The sequence below is a fragment of the Nonomuraea sp. NPDC048916 genome, from assembly GCF_040649575.1.
In the GTDB taxonomy this organism is placed as follows: Bacteria; Actinomycetota; Actinomycetes; order Streptosporangiales; family Streptosporangiaceae; genus Nonomuraea.
In genome coordinates, this window is record NZ_JBEZFS010000003.1 from 196,823 (window position 1) to 213,770 (window position 16,948).

The 16,948-nt window shown below is 70.3% G+C and carries 14 protein-coding genes; 4 read left to right on the forward strand and 10 right to left on the reverse strand.

Annotated features, from left to right (window positions below):
* Positions 1–26 precede the first annotated feature (26 nt).
* The 7 genes from AB0C16_RS03895 to AB0C16_RS03925 all read right to left on the reverse strand — a co-directional run bounded on the left by AB0C16_RS03895 (position 27) and on the right by AB0C16_RS03925 (position 7,360).
* The gene (locus AB0C16_RS03895) at positions 27–779 is read right to left on the reverse strand and encodes a succinate dehydrogenase/fumarate reductase iron-sulfur subunit (protein WP_357678563.1); all 753 of its coding nucleotides are present in this window, start codon (positions 777–779) and stop codon (positions 27–29) included.
* On the reverse strand, positions 776–2,677 hold the full coding sequence (locus AB0C16_RS03900) for a fumarate reductase/succinate dehydrogenase flavoprotein subunit (RefSeq protein ID WP_357678565.1): 1,902 nt from the start codon (positions 2,675–2,677) through the stop codon (positions 776–778). The genes AB0C16_RS03895 and AB0C16_RS03900 overlap by 4 nt, the downstream gene beginning before the upstream one ends.
* A 12-nt stretch (positions 2,678–2,689) precedes the next feature.
* Positions 2,690–3,481, reverse strand: a complete 792-nt coding sequence (locus tag AB0C16_RS03905; RefSeq protein ID WP_357678567.1) for a hypothetical protein — start codon at positions 3,479–3,481, stop codon at positions 2,690–2,692.
* Between the two features lie 193 nt (positions 3,482–3,674).
* A complete protein-coding gene (locus AB0C16_RS03910; protein ID WP_357678569.1) occupies positions 3,675–4,124 on the reverse strand; it encodes a response regulator in 450 nt (149 codons plus the stop codon).
* Positions 4,121–5,263, reverse strand: coding sequence for an ATP-binding protein (locus AB0C16_RS03915; RefSeq protein WP_357678571.1), 1,143 nt, complete (start codon positions 5,261–5,263; stop codon positions 4,121–4,123). Before AB0C16_RS03915 ends, AB0C16_RS03910 begins: the two co-directional genes overlap by 4 nt.
* Positions 5,260–6,396 (reverse strand): fused response regulator/phosphatase, encoded by a 1,137-nt coding sequence (locus AB0C16_RS03920; RefSeq protein ID WP_357678573.1) that lies wholly within the window; start codon positions 6,394–6,396, stop codon positions 5,260–5,262. The genes AB0C16_RS03915 and AB0C16_RS03920 overlap by 4 nt, the downstream gene beginning before the upstream one ends.
* 34 nt (positions 6,397–6,430) lie before the next feature.
* A complete protein-coding gene (locus tag AB0C16_RS03925) occupies positions 6,431–7,360 on the reverse strand; it encodes a LysR substrate-binding domain-containing protein (RefSeq protein ID WP_357678575.1) in 930 nt (309 codons plus the stop codon).
* 135 nt (positions 7,361–7,495) lie between these two features.
* On the opposite strand from AB0C16_RS03925, the gene AB0C16_RS03930 reads away from it, so the two are divergent.
* The 3 genes from AB0C16_RS03930 to AB0C16_RS03940 are packed head-to-tail and all read left to right on the forward strand — an operon-like array spanning position 7,496 to position 10,922.
* Positions 7,496–8,263 carry a succinate dehydrogenase cytochrome b subunit gene (locus tag AB0C16_RS03930; RefSeq protein WP_357678577.1) on the forward strand — a complete coding sequence of 256 codons (768 nt, stop codon included), beginning with the start codon at positions 7,496–7,498 and terminating at the stop codon, positions 8,261–8,263.
* Positions 8,260–10,185, forward strand: a complete 1,926-nt coding sequence (locus AB0C16_RS03935) for a fumarate reductase/succinate dehydrogenase flavoprotein subunit (RefSeq protein WP_357678579.1) — start codon at positions 8,260–8,262, stop codon at positions 10,183–10,185. Before AB0C16_RS03930 ends, AB0C16_RS03935 begins: the two co-directional genes overlap by 4 nt.
* The gene (locus tag AB0C16_RS03940) at positions 10,182–10,922 is read left to right on the forward strand and encodes a succinate dehydrogenase/fumarate reductase iron-sulfur subunit (protein WP_357678581.1); all 741 of its coding nucleotides are present in this window, start codon (positions 10,182–10,184) and stop codon (positions 10,920–10,922) included. The genes AB0C16_RS03935 and AB0C16_RS03940 overlap by 4 nt, the downstream gene beginning before the upstream one ends.
* Positions 10,923–10,979: 57 nt before the next feature.
* On the opposite strand, the gene AB0C16_RS03945 is transcribed toward AB0C16_RS03940, so the two are convergent.
* The 3 genes from AB0C16_RS03945 to AB0C16_RS03955 all read right to left on the reverse strand — a co-directional run bounded on the left by AB0C16_RS03945 (position 10,980) and on the right by AB0C16_RS03955 (position 15,667).
* A complete protein-coding gene (locus tag AB0C16_RS03945) occupies positions 10,980–11,819 on the reverse strand; it encodes an alpha/beta hydrolase (RefSeq protein WP_357678800.1) in 840 nt (279 codons plus the stop codon).
* 200 nt (positions 11,820–12,019) lie between these two features.
* On the reverse strand, positions 12,020–14,737 hold the full coding sequence (locus tag AB0C16_RS03950) for a LuxR C-terminal-related transcriptional regulator (RefSeq protein WP_357678582.1): 2,718 nt from the start codon (positions 14,735–14,737) through the stop codon (positions 12,020–12,022).
* A gap of 303 nt (positions 14,738–15,040) precedes the next feature.
* Complete coding sequence (locus tag AB0C16_RS03955) at positions 15,041–15,667, reverse strand: phosphotransferase (RefSeq protein ID WP_357678584.1); 627 nt, start codon at positions 15,665–15,667, stop codon at positions 15,041–15,043.
* Positions 15,668–15,774: 107 nt separating this feature from the next.
* Here AB0C16_RS03955 and AB0C16_RS03960 point away from each other — a divergent pair, with 107 nt between their 5' ends.
* Positions 15,775–16,947 (forward strand): MFS transporter, encoded by a 1,173-nt coding sequence (locus tag AB0C16_RS03960; RefSeq protein WP_357678586.1) that lies wholly within the window; start codon positions 15,775–15,777, stop codon positions 16,945–16,947.
* The last annotated feature ends 1 nt before the right edge of the window (position 16,948 follow it).

The window sequence follows — 16,948 nt, forward strand, 5'->3', positions numbered from 1 at the left end:
CGTGCGCCCCACCGGCCCGGGAGTGGTCACTTCGCGCGCTTGAAGATCTTGTTGCCCAGCCACACGATCGGGTCGTACTTGCGGTCGACGACGCGCTCCTTCATGGGGATGAGCGCGTTGTCGGTGATCTTGATGTGCTCGGGGCAGACCTCGGTGCAGCACTTGGTGATGTTGCAGTAGCCGAGCCCGTGGTCCTGCTGGGCGGACTCCTGCCGGTCGGCCACGTCGTAGGGGTGCATGTCGAGCTCGGCGATCCGCATGAGGAAGCGGGGCCCGGAGAAGTTGGGCTTGTTCTCCTCGTGGTCACGGATCACGTGGCAGACGTTGTTGCACATGAAGCACTCGATGCACTTGCGGAACTCCTGGGACCGCTCGACGTCGACCTGCTGCATGCGGTACTCGCCGGGGCGTACTCCGTCCGGAGGCGTGAAGGACGGGATTTCTCGCGCCTTCTCGTAGTTGAACGAGACGTCGGTAACGAGGTCCTTGATAACGGGAAAAGTCCGCATCGGCGTGACCGTGATCGTCTCGTCCTCCTCGAAGGTGGACATCCGGGTCATACAGCCCAGCCGTGGCTTCCCGTTGATCTCCATCGAGCAGGAGCCGCACTTGCCGGCCTTGCAGTTCCAGCGGACCGCGAGGTCGGGCGCCTGCGTGGCCTGCAACCGATGGATGATGTCGAGGACGACCTCGCCCTCGTTGACCTCGACGGTGAAGTCCTCGAGCTTGCCCTCGCCGCCCTCACCACGCCAGACCTTGAATTTTGCCTTGTAGCTCATGACTTCGCTATCCCGTCGAACTCGGCCATCTCTTCGTCGGTGAGGTACTTGGACAGCTCGTCCCGGTCGAACAGGGAGATCAGGTCGTCCCGCATCGAGGGCTGGGCCTGCTCCTCGACCTTGATCGACGAGCCGTTGGTGGTGGAGCAGACGAGCAGTTTGCGACGCCACTGCGGGTTCATGCCGGGGAAGTCGTCGCGGGTGTGCCCGCCGCGGCTCTCCTCACGCAGCAGCGCGGCGCGGGCCACGCACTCCGAGACCAGCACCATGTTGCGCAGGTCGAGCGCCAGGTGCCAGCCCGGGTTGTAGATGCGCGAGCCGGCCGCGCCGACCATCCGCACCCGCTCCTTGAGCTTCTCCACGACTTCGAGGGCCTCGGACACCTCTTCGGCCTTGCGGATGATGCCGACCAACTCGTTCATCGTGCGCTGGAGCTCGTGGTGCACCTCGTAGGGGTTTTCGCCGGAGCGCTCAAGAGGCGCCAGCGCCTCGACCCGCGCCTCCTCGACCAGCTCCGGGAGCACCTTGGGCCGGGTGGGCAGCTTGTCCACGTATTCGGCCGCGCCCGCCCCGGCCCGGCGTCCGAAGACCAGCAGGTCGGACAGCGAGTTGCCGCCCAGGCGGTTGGAGCCGTGCATGCCGCCGGAGACCTCGCCCGCGGCGAACAGCCCGGGCACGGCCGCCGCGCCGGTGTCGGCGTCGACCTCGACCCCGCCCATGATGTAGTGGCAGGTCGGGCCCACCTGCATGGGCTCGGCGGTGATGTCGACGTCGGCCAGCTCCTTGAACTGGTGGTGCATCGACGGCAGCCGCTTCTTGATCTCCTCGGCGGGCAGCCGGGTCGAGACGTCGAGGTAGACGCCGCCCTGGGGTGAGCCGCGGCCCGCCTTCACCTCGGCGTTGATCGCGCGGGCCACCTCGTCACGCGGCAGCAGCTCCGGAGGCCGTCGGTTGTTGGCCTGGTCGGTGTACCAGCGGTCGCCCTCCTCCTCGGTGGTGGCGTACTTGTCCTTGAACACCTCGGGGATGTACTTGAACATGAAGCGCTCGCCCTCGGAGTTGCGCAGCACCCCGCCGTCACCGCGGACCGACTCGGTGACCAGGATGCCGCGCACCGACGGCGGCCAGACCATCCCCGTGGGGTGGAACTGGATGAACTCCATGTTGATCAGGTTGGCCCCGGCCAGCAGGGCCAGGGCGTGGCCGTCACCGGTGTATTCCCAGGAGTTGGACGTCACCACGTAGGACTTGCCGATGCCGCCGGTGGCCAGCACGACGGCCGGGGCGTCGAAGAGGATCAGGTTGCCGGTCTCGCGCCAGTAGCCGAACGCGCCCGAGATGCGGTCGCCGTCTTTGAGCAGCCGGGTGATCGTGCACTCGGCGAAGACCTTGATGTAGGCCTCGTAGTCGCCGTGCGTCTCGTAGTCCTCCTGCTGGAGGGCGACCACGCGCTGCTGCAGGGTGCGGATCAGCTCCAGGCCGGTGCGGTCGCCGACGTGGGCGAGACGGGGATACTCGTGCCCGCCGAAGTTGCGCTGGCTGATCTTGCCGTCCTTGGTGCGGTCGAACAGCGCGCCCCAGGCCTCCAGCTCCCAGACCCGGTCGGCGGCCTCCTTGGCGTGGAGCTCGGCCATGCGCCAGTTGTTGAGGAACTTGCCACCCCGCATGGTGTCACGGAAGTGCACCATCCAGTTGTCGTCGGGGTTGACGTTGCCCATGGCCGCCGCGGCGCCGCCCTCGGCCATGACCGTGTGGGCCTTGCCGAACAACGACTTGCAGACGATGGCCGTGCGCTTGCCCTGCTGGCGGGCCTCGATCGCGGCACGTAGCCCGGCGCCACCCGCGCCGATGACGACGACGTCGTATTCGTGACGCTCTGTGTTAAGCGAGTTTTCCACTGAAGCTGGTCCTTACGCGTACGGGAAGGCGATGATGCCCTTGGCGACCAGGCGGACGTAGAAGTCGGCGGCCATGACGGAGAACATCGAGGCCCACGCGAGCTGCTGGTGCTTGGCGTTGAGCTTGGAGACGAACGTCCAGGCCCGGTAGCGCAGCGGGTGGCGGGAGAAGTGGTTGAGCCGGCCCGCGGTGATGTGCCTGCAGGAGTGGCAACCGAACGTGTAGCCGAGGATGAGGACCGCGTTGACGATCAGGATCCAGGTGCCGAGGCCGAGTGGCTTGTGCACGAGGGCCAGGATCGCGTCGTAGGTGAGCACGAGGCCGATCAGCACCGCGAAGTAGAAGAAGTAGCGGTGGATGTTCTGGATGATCAGCGGGAAACGGGTCTCACCGGTGTACTTGCCGTGCGGCTCGGCCACCGAGCAGGCCGGGGGCGAGAGCCAGAACGAGCGGTAGTAGGACTTGCGGTAGTAGTAGCAGGTCAGCCGGAACCCGCCGGGCAGTCCGAGGATCAGCAGCCCCGGCGGCAGGGTGTACCAGTCGCCGAAGGGGGCGAACCCCAGGAACCGTGCCCCCTCTGGACACACGGTCGCCAGACACGGCGACGAGAACGGGGCGATGTACTCGGCCACCGGCACGTAGTAGCTGCTATCGAAGATCGCCCACACACCGTAGACGAGGAACGAGCTGAGCCCGAGGAATGTCAGCAGTGGGGCCAGCCACCATCTGTCGGTGCGCAGCGTGCGCACCTTGATCTGCGCACGCTGCCTTCTGACCGGCGCATCGGGCGTCGTCTGGGTCATCGCGGACCTCTCCACCTCCCGCGGACCCTGCACGCCTGGGGTCCGGGTTGTTCGCTGGGCGCGCGTACCGGCGGGGCGTCGTCTCCGCCCGGGCGCGCATTGGTGGGCCATACGTTACGACGACAGCGCGGACATTTGTGAGAGGGTCACTCACTTTTTGGCTGACCTGCTGTGATTCCCGTCACGTCGCCCGTCAGAGGCGCTGCCCGTGTGTCGGCAACTTAACCACCGAGACGAAAAAATCATCGATTTGGCGGACAACTCGGATGAATTGGTCGAAATCCACCGGCTTGGAGACGTACGCGTTGGCATGCAGGTGGTAGCCCTGGAGGATGTCCTCCTCGGCCTCGGAGGTCGTCAGGATCACCACCGGGATCGTCCGGAGGTCGGCGTCGGCCTTCACCTCGCGCAGCACCTCCATGCCGTCCATCCGCGGCAGGTTGAGGTCGAGCAGCATCAGGTCGGGCCTCGGCATGTCGTGGTAGGTGTCCTCGCGGCGCAGGAAGGCCATCGCCTGCTCGCCGTCGTTGACCACGTGCAGGCGGTTCTTGACCTTGTTGAGCTCGAAGGCCTCCCGCGTGAGCAGGATGTCGCCCTGGTCGTCCTCTACCAGGAGCACCTCGATCGGACGCCAGTCGTTCATTCGGCCTCTCCAGTCGCGGGCAGAGTCCAGCGGAACGTCGTCCCCAGCCCGTCGGCGTCGCCGTCGAGCCAGAGCTGACCGCCGTGAAAATCGACGATCTTGCGGCAAAGGGCCAGCCCGATGCCGGTTCCCGGATACACGTCCCGCGGATGCAGCCGCTGGAAGATCAGGAAGATGCGGTCGGCGTACTTGGCTTCGACCCCGATCCCGTTGTCCGAGCAGCTGAACTCCCACATCTCGCCCGCCCGCCTGACCCCGAGGTGAACGCGGGGCGGCAGGTCGGAGCGGAACTTCACGGCGTTCTCGACGAGGTTCTGGAAGAGCTGGGTGAGCTGGAGGCGGTTGCCGATGACCTTGGGCAGCTCGTCCGAGGTGACGCTCGCCCCGGTGTCCTCGATGGCGGCCGACAGGTTGTCCAGGGCGAGCCGCAGCGCCTCACCCGTGTCGGTGACCACCCGCTCGCCGGTCACCCGGCCGACCCTGGAGAAGTCGAGCAGGTCGTTGATGAGCGACTGCATCCGCTTGGCGCCGTCGACCGAGTAGTGGATGTACTGCTTGGCCCGGTCGTCGAGCTGGTCGCCGTAGCGTTGTTCGAGCATCTGGGTGAAGCTGGCGATCTTGCGGAGCGGCTCCTGCAGGTCGTGGCTGGCGACGTAGGCGAACTGCTCCAGCTCGCCGTTGGATCTGCGGAGCTCGTCGGCCTGGTCCTCGGCGGTGCGCCAGGCCGCCACGACGCGTCGGCGCATGGCGTCGATGTGGCTCGATAGCTCGGCCAGCTCGGCTGGCCGGTCGACCTGCAGCCGGTGGTCGAAGTCGCCGGCCGCGACCTTGCGCACCTGCTCGGTGAGCTGCGCGATGGGTCTGAGCACGGCGAACTGGATGATGAACGTCAGCCCGAGGGCGCCGGCCACGGCCACCACGAACAGCACCACCAGCGCCACGTTCAGCCGGTCGAGCTGCACCTCGACGGCGGGCCGCGGGTTGGCCTCGCGGACGGCGTCGATCATCACGATCGTGAGCACGATCCCGCCCACCAGGGCGAGCGTGGCGGCCACGCCCGTCGCGATGAACCAGCGGGCCACGGGCAGCCTGCCCAGACCGGTCGGCTTCTTGGGCGGCGGCAGCGGGTGGAGGCTCACGCGCCCCTCCTCCGGACGAGCACCACGGCGAGGTCGTCGCTCAGGGTGCCCACGTGCGTGATGATCCGGTCGAGGTCGATCGCGCCGTGGTGGCGGATCAGGTCGACGAGCCCGTCGACGCCGAGGAGCTCCTTGCTCTCGCCCACGGCCGCCTCGATCAGGCCGTCGGTGTAGAGCATCATCGCCCACTCGTCACCCAGTGGGACGTCGATGAGCGTCCACTCGGCGTCGGGGAAGATGCCGAGCGGCGGGCCGGACGGCGTGTTCGCGACCACCTCCACCCTGCCGTCGCGCATCAGCACCGGCGGCGGGTGGCCGACCACCCGCATCCGGGCGCGGCACAGGTCGGGGCTGATCGTGGCCATGCAGAGCGTGGTGAAGATCTCCGGAGCCTGGCGCTCGGCCCGCAGCACCGCGTCGAGGGTGCGCAGCATCCGGTCGCCGGTCTGCCCGGCCAGGACGAGCGTGCGCCAGGCGATGCGCAGCGCGACGCCGAGCGCCGCCTCGGCCGGACCGTGTCCGCAGACGTCGCCGACCACGATGTGCACCGAGCCGTCGGGCGTCTGCACGGCGTCGAGGAAGTCGCCGGCGAGCAGCGACCCCTCGCTGCCGGGCAGGTAGCGGGTGGTGTGCTCCAGCGCGTCGGTGTGCAGCAGCGGCACGGGGAGCAGGCCGCTCTCCAGCCGGGAGTTCTCCTTGGCGATCAGCTCGGCCTCGACGAGCGCGATCTGCGCCAGGTCGGCCCGCTTGCGCTCCATCGAATAGCGCACGGCCCTGGCCAGCAGCCGCGCGTCGACGTCCTGCTTGACCAGGTAGTCCTGGGCCCCCGCCTTGACCGCGGCCACGCCCACGTGCACGTCGCGCAGGCCGGTCAGCACGAGCACGGCCGCGTGCGGGGCCATGGCCAGCACCTGCTCCAGAGCCTCCAGCCCGGTGGCGTCGGGGAGTGTCAGGTCGACGAGCACGCACTGGATCTGCGAGGTGAGTTTGGCCTTGGTCTCCTGCAGGCTGCGTACCCAGGTGATCTTGGGTGGGGCCTCGGCCTGCCTGAGAAGCTCTTCGACCAGGAAGGCGTCACCGTCGTCGTCCTCGATGAGGAGCAGCGTCAGCGTTTCGGAGAGAGTTGCCGTCACATACGCCTCTTCGTGAGAGTCGGACCGTTGCCGCTCATTGTGTTATGAGTTCGACCCCCGGCGGAAGCGTTCCTTCGTGACCCGCCTCGACGACGAACGCCAGAAGTGTCGCCCGGAATGCCCGGGCGGCTCTGGTGGGCTCCACGTCCCTGCGGTGGGCCAGCGCGATCGTACGGCTCAGCCCGGGGGGCGCCAGCGGGGTCCCCGTCAGTCCGGGCCGCCCGTCGAGCACCATCGACGGCACCACGGCCACGCCCAGCCCGGCCTCCACGAACCTGAGCACCGCGTCCATCTCGCCCCCCTGCACGGCCATCCTCGGCTCGAACCCGGCCTGGCGGCACGCGGCCAGGGTCGCCTCGCGCAGGTCGTAGCCGCGCCTGAACATCACCATCGGCTTGCCGCGCAGATCCGCGATGCGCACGTACGGTCTGCGCGCCCGCTCGTGGGAGGGGGCGACGACGACGAGGTTCTCGCGCAGGATGTCCTCGGTCACCAGGGAGGGGTCGTCGCTCTGCAGCGGCATGATGATCAGTGACAGGTCGAGCTGGCCCCGGGCCAGCGCCCTGACCAGGTCGCGCGAGCCGCCCTCCTCGACCAGCAGCTCGATGCCGGGATAGTCGTGGTGGAAGCGGGCCAGGGCGTCGGCCAGCAGCCCGGCGCAGAGCGACGGCGTCGCGCCCAGCCGCACCCGGCCCCTGCGCAGCCCGGCCAGCTCGGCCACCTCCTGCCTGGCGGTGTCGGCGTCGGCCAGCATCCGGCGGGCCAGGGGGAGCAGCGCCTCGCCGGCCGGGGTCAACGCGACGTTGCCGCGCGCCCGGGAGAACAGCGGCGCGCCCAGCTCGGTCTCGAGAGCCTTGATCTGCTTGCTGAGCGACGGCTGGGCGACCCGCATCCGCTCGGCCGCCTGGGTGAAATGCCTGGTCTCCGCTACGGCGACGAAGTAGGCGAGCTGCTGCAACTGCATGTGATATTCCTCGCACCGACGGTGGCGATTTGGGACCGCGCCGCCGTACAAACCAGACATCATAGCCGAAGGCTATGGAAACGAGGCCCGCGATGACTTGGACGGGCCATCCGCGGATACCTAGCGTCGGAAGACGTGACTGCCACGATAGAGCGCGGCGCCGCCACCGCGCCTGTTAGCTCCCACACGTCCGACCCGCCCGCGAAGAGGCCAACGTCTCGGAAGCCCGGCGGGTTCCTGAGCTCCTCGAACGGCAAGAAAGTCGTCATGGCCGTCACGGGCGCCGTGATGGTGAGCTTCCTCGTCCTCCATATGCTCGGCAACCTCAAGATCTTCTTCGGCAGGGACTCGTTCAACGACTACGCGCACGCGCTGCGCACCCTGCTGGAGCCCCTGGCGCCGTACCGGTCGGTGCTGACGGTCCTGGAGATCGTGCTCGGCGTCTCGGTGGTGCTGCACACATGGGCCGCGATCTCGCTGGCGCGGCGCGCCCGGCGGGCTCGCCCGGTGAAGTACGTGGCGAAGAAGTCGCAGACCGGCGGCGGTTACACCACGCACGTCATGAGGTTCGGCGGCGTCACGATCGTGCTGTACGTCGTGTGGCACCTGCTCGACCTGACCTTCGGCGTGGTCAACCCCAAGGGCCCCGACTCCACTCCCGCCGACCGCATGATCGCCGGGTTCGACCCGTCGCGCTGGTGGATGACGCTGGTCTACCTGGTGGCCGTCGTCATGGTCGGGCTGCACCTGCGGCACGGCATCTGGAGCGCCTTCCAGACGCTCGGCTGGGCGAACCGCACCCGCTACCGGGCGCTGAAGGCGACCGCCGCGCTGGTGTCGGCCGTCCTGGTCATCGGGTTCCTCGCCCCGCCCCTCGCCATCACGTTCGGAGTGGTCAAGTGAATTACGTCGAAGGGGAGCCGATCCGCGACACGAAGGCTCCCGCCGGGCCCATCGAGGAGCGGTGGGAGAAGCGGAAGTTCGCTGCGAAGCTGGTCAACCCGGCCAACAAGCGCAAGCTCAACGTGATCGTGGTCGGCACCGGCCTGGCCGGCGGTTCGGCCGCCGCGACCCTGGGGGAGCTGGGCTACAACGTCAAGTCGTTCTGCTACCAGGACTCGCCCCGCCGCGCGCACTCCATCGCCGCGCAGGGCGGCATCAACGCCGCGAAGAACTACCGCGGCGACGGCGACTCCATCTACCGGCTGTTCTACGACACCGTGAAGGGCGGCGACTTCCGCGCCCGCGAGTCGAACGTCTACCGGCTGGCCCAGGTCTCGGTGAACATCATCGACCAGGCCGTGGCCCAGGGCGTGCCGTTCGCCCGCGAGTACGGCGGGCTGCTCGACACGCGGTCGTTCGGCGGCGCGCAGGTGTCGCGCACCTTCTACGCCCGCGGCCAGACGGGCCAGCAGCTGCTGCTCGGCGCCTACCAGGCGCTGGAGCGGCAGGTCGCGGCCGGGACCGTGGAGATGTTCACCCGGCACGAGATGCTCGACCTGATCGTCGCCGACGGCCGGGCGCGGGGCGTCATCGTCCGCGACATGGTGACCGGCGAGATCGAGCGGCACGTGGCCGACGCGGTCGTGCTGGCCACCGGCGGCTACGGCAACGTGTTCTTCCTGTCCACGAACGCCAAGGGCTGCAACACCACGGCCATCTGGCGGGCCCACGAGCGCGGCGCCTACTTCGCCAACCCGTGCTACACGCAGATCCACCCGACCTGCATCCCGGTGTCGGGCGAGTACCAGTCGAAGCTGACGCTGATGTCGGAGTCGCTGCGCAACGACGGCCGGGTGTGGGTGCCGCTGCGCAAGGGCGACACGCGGGCGCCCGGGGACATCCCGGAGGACGAGCGCGACTACTACCTGGAGCGGATCTACCCGGCGTTCGGCAACCTCGTCCCCCGGGACATCGCCTCGCGCGCCGCGAAGAACGTCTGCGACGAGGGCCGCGGCGTCGGCCCCGGCGGGCTGGGCGTCTACCTCGACTTCCGCGACGCGATCGGCCGGCTCGGCCGGGACGCCGTGGAGAAGAAGTACGGCAACCTCTTCGAGATGTACGAGCGCATCACCGGCGAGAACCCCTACGACGTGCCGATGCGCATCTACCCGGCGGTCCACTACACGATGGGCGGCCTGTGGGTGGACTACGACCTGCAGTCCACGATCCCCGGGCTGTTCGTGATCGGCGAGGCCAACTTCTCCGACCACGGCGCCAACCGCCTCGGCGCGTCGGCCCTGATGCAGGGCCTGGCCGACGGCTACTTCGTGCTGCCGACCACCATCGGCGACTACCTGGCGGCCGGGCCGTTCGGCGAGGTCGACGAGGAGGCCGTCGCAGAGGCCGAGATCAAGGTGCGGTCCAAGATCGACCGGCTGCTCGCGGTCAACGGCACCCGCACGCCCGACTCCTTCCATCGCGAGCTGGGCAGGCTCATGTGGGACTACTGCGGCATGGAGCGCACCGAGGAGTCGCTGCGCAAGGCCCTGGAGCGCATTCCCGAGCTGCGCGAGGAGTTCTGGCGGAACGTCAAGGTCTCCGGCACCGCCGAGGAGCTGAACCAGGTGCTGGAGAAGGCCGGCCGCGTCGCCGACTTCTTCGACCTGGCCGAGCTCATGTGCCTGGACGCCCTCGTCCGCGCCGAGTCGTGCGGCGGGCACTTCCGGGCCGAGTCGCAGGACGCCGACGGTGAGGCGCTGCGCGACGACGAGAACTACGCCCACGTGTCGGCCTGGGAGCACTCGCCCGAGGGTGAGCCGGTGCTGCACAAGGAACCGCTCGAGTACGAGTACGTCACGATGAGCCAGCGGAGCTACAAGTGAACCTGACCCTGAAGGTCTGGCGGCAGAGCGGCCCCTCCGACGCCGGACGGATGGTGACCTACCGGGTCGAGGATGTCTCGCCGGACATGTCCTTCCTGGAGATGCTGGACGTGCTCAACGAGCGGCTGATCCTCGAGGGCGACGACCCGGTGGCCTTCGACCACGACTGCCGCGAAGGCATCTGCGGCATGTGCGGCATGGTCATCAACGGTGTCGCGCACGGCGAGCAGCGGGCCACCACCACCTGCCAGCTGCACATGCGCCACTTCGAGGACGGCGCCACCGTCACCATCGAGCCCTGGCGCGCCGCGCCGTTCCCGGTGGTGAAGGACCTGGTCGTCGACCGCTCGGCGTTCGACCGCATCATCCAGGCGGGCGGCTTCGTGTCGGTCCCGGCCGGCTCCGCCCCCGACGCGCACAGCATCCCGGTGCGCAAGGAGGACGCCGACGACGCCTTCGACGCCGCCACCTGCATCGGCTGCGGCGCCTGCGTGGCGGCCTGTCCGAACGGCTCGGCCTCCCTCTTCACCGCCGCCAAGATCACCCACCTCGGCCTGCTGCCCCAGGGCCAGCCGGAGCGCCTCTCGCGCGCCAAGGCCATGGTGGACCAGATGGACACCGAGGGCTTCGGCGGCTGCACCAACACCGGCGAGTGCACCGCGGTCTGCCCCAAGGGCATCCCGCTGGACGCGATCGCCCAGATGAACAGCGACTACCTCAAGGCCAACGCCAAGTAGCGCACCGAGCGGGCACGGCCTCCCGCCCAGAGGACGGGAGGCCGAGGGATCACCGGGTCACGAGTGCGGGCAGGTGTCGCGGTACTCCTCGATGTCGCTGCGCAGGGGCGCCGGGCAGAGGAAGCGCTCGTAGCGGGTGTCGTCGTCGACGAACCTCTTCAGCCACGCGACCATGTACTTGCCCGTCGGGGTGTTGGTGGTCTGCGGGAAGAAGTGGCTGGCGCCGTTGAGCTCCATGTACGCCTTCTCCGACGAGGCCGGGATGCTCTCGTAGAACGGCTCGGCGTGGGTGGCCACGGGGGCGACGCTGTCGGACTCGCCGCCGATGATCATGGTCGGGACCCGGATGCCCGACCAGTTCTTGGTCAGGTTCCACGGGGCCAGCGGGACGGCCGCCTGCAGACTGGGCCGGTCGTCGGCCGCCTCCAGGCTGCCGCCGCCGCCCATGGAGTGGCCCGCGACGGCGAGCCGGGAGGCGTCGATGCGGCTCCGGACCGCTGTCGAGCTGTCCTCGACCAGGTAGTCCAGGGCCGCGAGGAGCTGGCGGCCGCGGCTGGCGGGCTGGTCGTAGCGGCTGTTGGTCTCGATGCCGATCACCACGAAGCCGTGCGAGGCGATGCGCGGGCCGAGCCAGGACAGGCTGGACCACGAGGCGGTGTAGCCGGGGGAGATGGCGATCGCGCCGAACGTGCCCTGGCTGGTGTCGTTCGGGTAGTAGATCACGCCTCCGCCGAACCCGCTCACGCTGAGCGAGGAGACGGACTGCTGGGAGGTGGAGAACGGGCCGCGGCTCGCCTCCAGGATGGAGTCGGTGGGGTCGGGGCCGCGCTCGTACGGGCCGGCGGCGTGGGCGGCGGGGGAGAGGGCGAGGGTGCCGCACGCCAGGGTCACGACCATGGCGAGCTTGGTGAGGGTTCTCGCGGTGGGGAGAGACACGTCGGGAACTCCATGTTCGCTGGGGGGTCGGTGGGGGAATCCGGTGGGGGAAACCGGTGTCCGCCGACATTGTTGAGCCCACCTGGCAGCACCCGCATCGCGTGAATCGCCGGTCTCAGGAGACGTGGCTCGCCGGTGTCGGGGGGCGTGGCTCGCCGGTCTCAGGAGAGCAGCCGCGCCAGCTCGACGCGCGAGCGCACGCCCAGCTTGACGAAGACGTTCCTGAGGTGGTGGTCGATCGTGCGCGGGCTCAGGAAGAGCCGCTCGGCGACCTCCCTGTTGGTCGCGCCCTCCGCGACCAGGCGGGCGATCCGCAACTGCTGGGCGGTGAGCAGCCGCTCCGGGTCTCCGGCCGGGGAGACGTGGACGACGGCCTCGCCCGAGGCGCGCAGCTCCGCCCGGGCCCGCTCTCTCCACAGCACCGCGCCCAGCCGCTGGAACGTCTCCAGGGCGCCGTGCAGATGCTCCCTCGCGGCGCCGGGCCGCCGCTCCCTGCGCAGGGCGCCGCCGTACAGCAGCTGGGTGCGGGCGGTCTCGAACTGGCACGCGCCCTGGCGGTGCAGCTCCAGGGCCTCGCGGAACAGCTCGCCGGTCTCGCCCGGCGCGGCGAGCAACGCGCGGCAGCGCGCCACGAGCGCGAGCCGGTCCGGGCTGCCGGTGCTGGCGGCCCAGCGCTCCAGCACCCGCAGAGCCGCCGCGGCCCGCCTCGTGTCACCGGTACGGATCGCCGCCTCGATGAAGTGCGGGCTGGCCATGACCCGGATGACGACGTGGTCGTTGCCGTGCCGGCCACGCAGCCTGGCCGCCGCCTCCGCCGGGCGCCCGGTGGAAAGGTCGAGGTGGGCCAGCGCCCAGTTGCCGAGGGTGGTGGCGATGCCCAGACCGTGGGATTCGGCCAGCTCGATGGCGGCGTGGGCCTGGTCGCGGCAGCTCTCCGCGTCGCCCTGCACGGCGGCGGCGTGCGCCAGCCAGGCCAGGTGCTGGGCCGCGGCGTTGAGCTGGCCCGACTCTTGGGCCAGCCGCAGCCCCTCGGTGGCGTGGGCCGCGACGGAGGAGTAGCGGCCCAGCCAGAACTGCGCCTGGATCATCGACTCCAGCAGCTGCGGCACGACGCTGATCGCGCCGCGCCGCCTCGCCGTGTCGACGGCCCGAGCCGACAGCTCGATCGCCGTGGCGTCCTCGCCGAGCAGCAGGCTAGCCACGCACGCCCAGACCAGCGTCACCGGACTGCTCACCCCCGAGGCCAGCTCCACGACCCTGCGCAGCGGCCCGGCGGCCGCCCGGTGCCGGCCGCCGAACGTGGCCGCTATCCCTTCCAGGTACTCGAACATGAGCTGCGCGGCCACGCAGTCGTCGCCGCGGCGCAGCATCGCGGCCTGCCGGGCGATGGCCTGGCAGGCGCGGATGTCGCCGGCCAGGTAGCTGGCCTCCGCCGCCTGCAGCAGCGCCTTGACCCCGACCAGGCGGTCGTGTTCCACCAGCCAGGTGGCCGCGGCCAGCAGCTTGTCGCGGGCGCTGTCGGCGTTGCCGCTCAGCAGCTCCAGCCGGCCGTACATCAGCTCGGCCTGACCGCGCGAGGAGTCGGACGCCACCGGGCGGCGCAGCCAGGTCAGCAGCGACCTGGCGCGCGGGTAGTCGCCGGACACCCACGCGTGGCGGGCGGCCGCGGCCAGCCATTCGGCCCGGTTCGCGTCGTGGCCGGTCAGCCGGGCGGCGCGCTCGTAGGCCAGGGAGGGGCCGGGATGGCCGTGACGCGAGGCGGTCGAGGCGGCGGCGGCCAGCTCGGCGGCGAGTCGTTCGGGCGGGCCGTCCAGCGCCACCGCCCGGTGCCAGGCCCTGGCCAGCCGCCGGCTCTCCCCGTCGAGGAGGTCGCCGAGCAGTCGGTGCGCGGCCCGCCGCCGGGCCAGCGACGCCTCGGCGTAGGCGACGGCGCGGACCGTCTCGTCGGTGTAGACGTACCGCTCGCCCTCGGCGCGGATCACCCCGGCCCGCTCGGCGGGCGCCAGCACGGACAGCGGGTCGGCCGGTTCGGCGGCCAGGATCAGCGTCGCCGTGTCGAGACCCGGATCGGCCGCCAGGAGCAGCAACAGGAACCGGGTGTCCTCGGGCAGGCCCGCCAGCCGGTCGGCGTGGGCGCGGTGCAGCCGGCCATGGGCCGGCAGGCTGTCGGGGGCCGGCGCGAGCCCGGCAAGTTGCTCGGCGCCGAGCGACTCCACCAGCTCGCGCAGGGCGAGCGGGTTGCCCCGCGAGATTCGCTCCAGGCCGCCGCGCAGGTCGTCGAAGAGCCTGCCCGGCAGCAGTTCGGCCGCCAGCGCCCGGGTCGCGGCCTGGTCCAGTGGCTTCAGCGTCCGCACCGGGACGTCGCCCGGCAGCTCGGCCGGGTCCCACGCCGCGAACAGCAGCGCGATCCGCTCCCCGGCCACCCTCCTGGCCGCGAACGACAGCGCTTCCCGGCTGGCCGCGTCGAGCAGGTGCAGGTCGTCGACGCACACCAGCACCGGCTCCGCCTCGGCCAGCTCGCGCAGGAACTCCAGCAACGCGGCGGGCAGCGCGAGCCCGCCGTCGGCGCGGCCCAGCCGCAGCGCCCAGGTCAGCACGTGTGACCGGATCAGGTTCGCCACCGGATGCAGCAGCGCGTGCAGGCCGGACAGCGGCAGGTGCGCCTCCTGGCGGATCCCCCGGGCGCGCAGCACGGTGAAATCGCCCGCCAGTGTGACCGCGAGGTCGAGCACGGCGGTCTTGCCGATACCCGGCGAACCCAGCAGGGCCAGCGCGCCGCCGTCTCCCTGGCGCGCCCGGTCGAGCAGCAGCCGGACGGCGGCCTCCTCGGCGGCACGCCCGTGCAGGACGCTCTGGCGCGTGACAGCGGCTGACGACATGACCAGAGTGTTACTCGCGGGTGTCAGCCGATAAAGGGGTGCGGTGTAAAGACACCGGGGACTGGCGAAATCACCGATACATCACTCCCCAGCTCATCGGCACTGCCCGGCCTGCTCCAGTCGCTCTGCGACGCCTTCCACAACCTGATCACCGTCCCGCGACGTGACCCGGTCGAGATCGGGCAGTCCGCGGAAGCGTGGCGGCGCGAGCGGCCGACGTTCCTGATCCCGCATCCTGGGACCGCGCTTCGAGGACCGCGCCAGAGACCGGCCCCGCACCCAGGCCGACCCCGCTCTCCGGCGTCAGGGGGCGTCGGTCCAGGTGGCGGTGGTCTCCAGGCGGTGGCGCCAGAGTTTCTCGCCCTCACCGCCCGGCTCCCAGCGCGCGGTGAAGTCGAGCAGGTCGCGGCAGCGGTCGAGCATGGCCGCGTGCCGCTGCTCCCAGGCCGGCACCGTGCCCTCGTACGCGTCGAAGAAGCACGGCAGGAGGGACGCCTGCGCGGGGTGGTGCGTGCGCACGATCCACTCGCACCACGAGAGGTCCTCGATCGGCACGCCGGGATGCGCCCACTCCCAGTCGAGGATCGCGACCGTCTCGAACGTCTCGGGGTCGAACAGCAGGTTCTGCGGGCCGAAGTCGCCGTGCACGATCCCCAGCCGGTGGATGCGGCTGAGCGTGCGCCCGCAGCCGGCCAGCACCTCGGCGGCCCGGCCCTCGTCGAGCAGGTCCTGGCCGTGGACGCCGGCGACGAAACGGGTGGTCAGGCTCGTCGAGGTGACCTGGTGGACGGCGGGCACCGGCAGCCGCCCCCTCAACCTGCGCAGGAACCTGCTCTCGGTGCGCAGCCGGGCGACCGCGCCGGGGCCCTGATAGCACTTGACCACCAGGGCGCCGTCGCCGACCGTGCTGTTGGTATAGCCGTGCCTCACAGGGATCGATTCTGGCCTACCGGAGGCCCGGACATCACCCGCCGCGCCAGGCGCGTTCGGCATACCCTGCACCATTACGCTTTGTGACGACATGTTACACATGGTGTATGGCAGAACTACGCAGGGGTCAGGTGCGCAACCTGGTCCTCGCCACCCTGGCGTTCGCCCTGACGTTCTGGGCGTGGAACCTGATCGGGCCGCTGGCCAGCAGCTACACCAGGCACCTGCGGTTGGCGCCGACCCAGACCTCCCTGCTGGTCGCGATCCCGGTGCTGGTGGGCTCGCTGGGGCGGATCCCGGTCGGCGTGCTGGCCGACCGGCTGGGCGGGCGGCGGATGTTCGCGATCATCTGCTTCGTGTCGATCCTGCCGGTGCTGTTCGTCGGCTGGTCCGGCTCGTACGGATGGCTGCTGTTCTGGGGGTTCCTGCTGGGGATCCCGGGCACCTCCTTCGCGGTCGGCATCCCCTTCGTGAACGCCTGGTACGAGCCCGCGCGGCGCGGCTTCGCGACCGGGGTGTTCGGGGCCGGAATGGGCGGCACGGCGCTGTCGGCGTTCTGCACGCCCCGGCTGGTCGAGGCGTTCGGGCGCGAGGCCACGCACGTGCTGATGGCGGCCGCGCTGGCGGCGATGGGCCTGATCATGCTGGTGTTCAGCCGCGACTCGCCCGCCTGGCGCCCCGCCACCGAGCCGGCCCTGCCCCGGATCCGCGAGGCGCTGGAGGTCAAGGCGACCTGGCAGTGCTCGTTCCTGTACGCGGTGGCGTTCGGCGGTTTCGTCGCCTTCTCCACCTACCTGCCCACCCTGCTGGAGAACGTGTACGCGTTCGCCCAGACCGACGCCGGGCTGCGCACGGCCGGATTCTCCATCGCGGCCGTGATCGCCAGGCCCTTGGGCGGCACGCTCTCCGACCGCATCGGGCCGGTCCGGGTGCTGCTCATCTCGCTCGCGGGGACCGTGGTCATGGCGATCGTGCTGAGCCTGCGGCCGCCGCCCGAACTACCCGCCGGGACCAGTTTCGTGTTGATGGCGTTCCTGCTCGGCCTCGGCACCGGTGGTGTGTTCGCGCTGGTCGCCAAGCTGGTCGAGGCGTCGCGGGTGGGCACCGTCACCGGCCTGGTGGGAGCCGCCGGAGGGCTCGGCGGCTATTTCCCCCCGCTGGTCATGGGCGCCGTCTACGGCGCCACAGGGGCGTACACGATCGGCTATCTGTTGCTGGCCCTGACCGCGCTGGTGGCGCTGGTCTTCACGTTCAGGGCGTTCAGGGAGGTGCCCGGCTGAC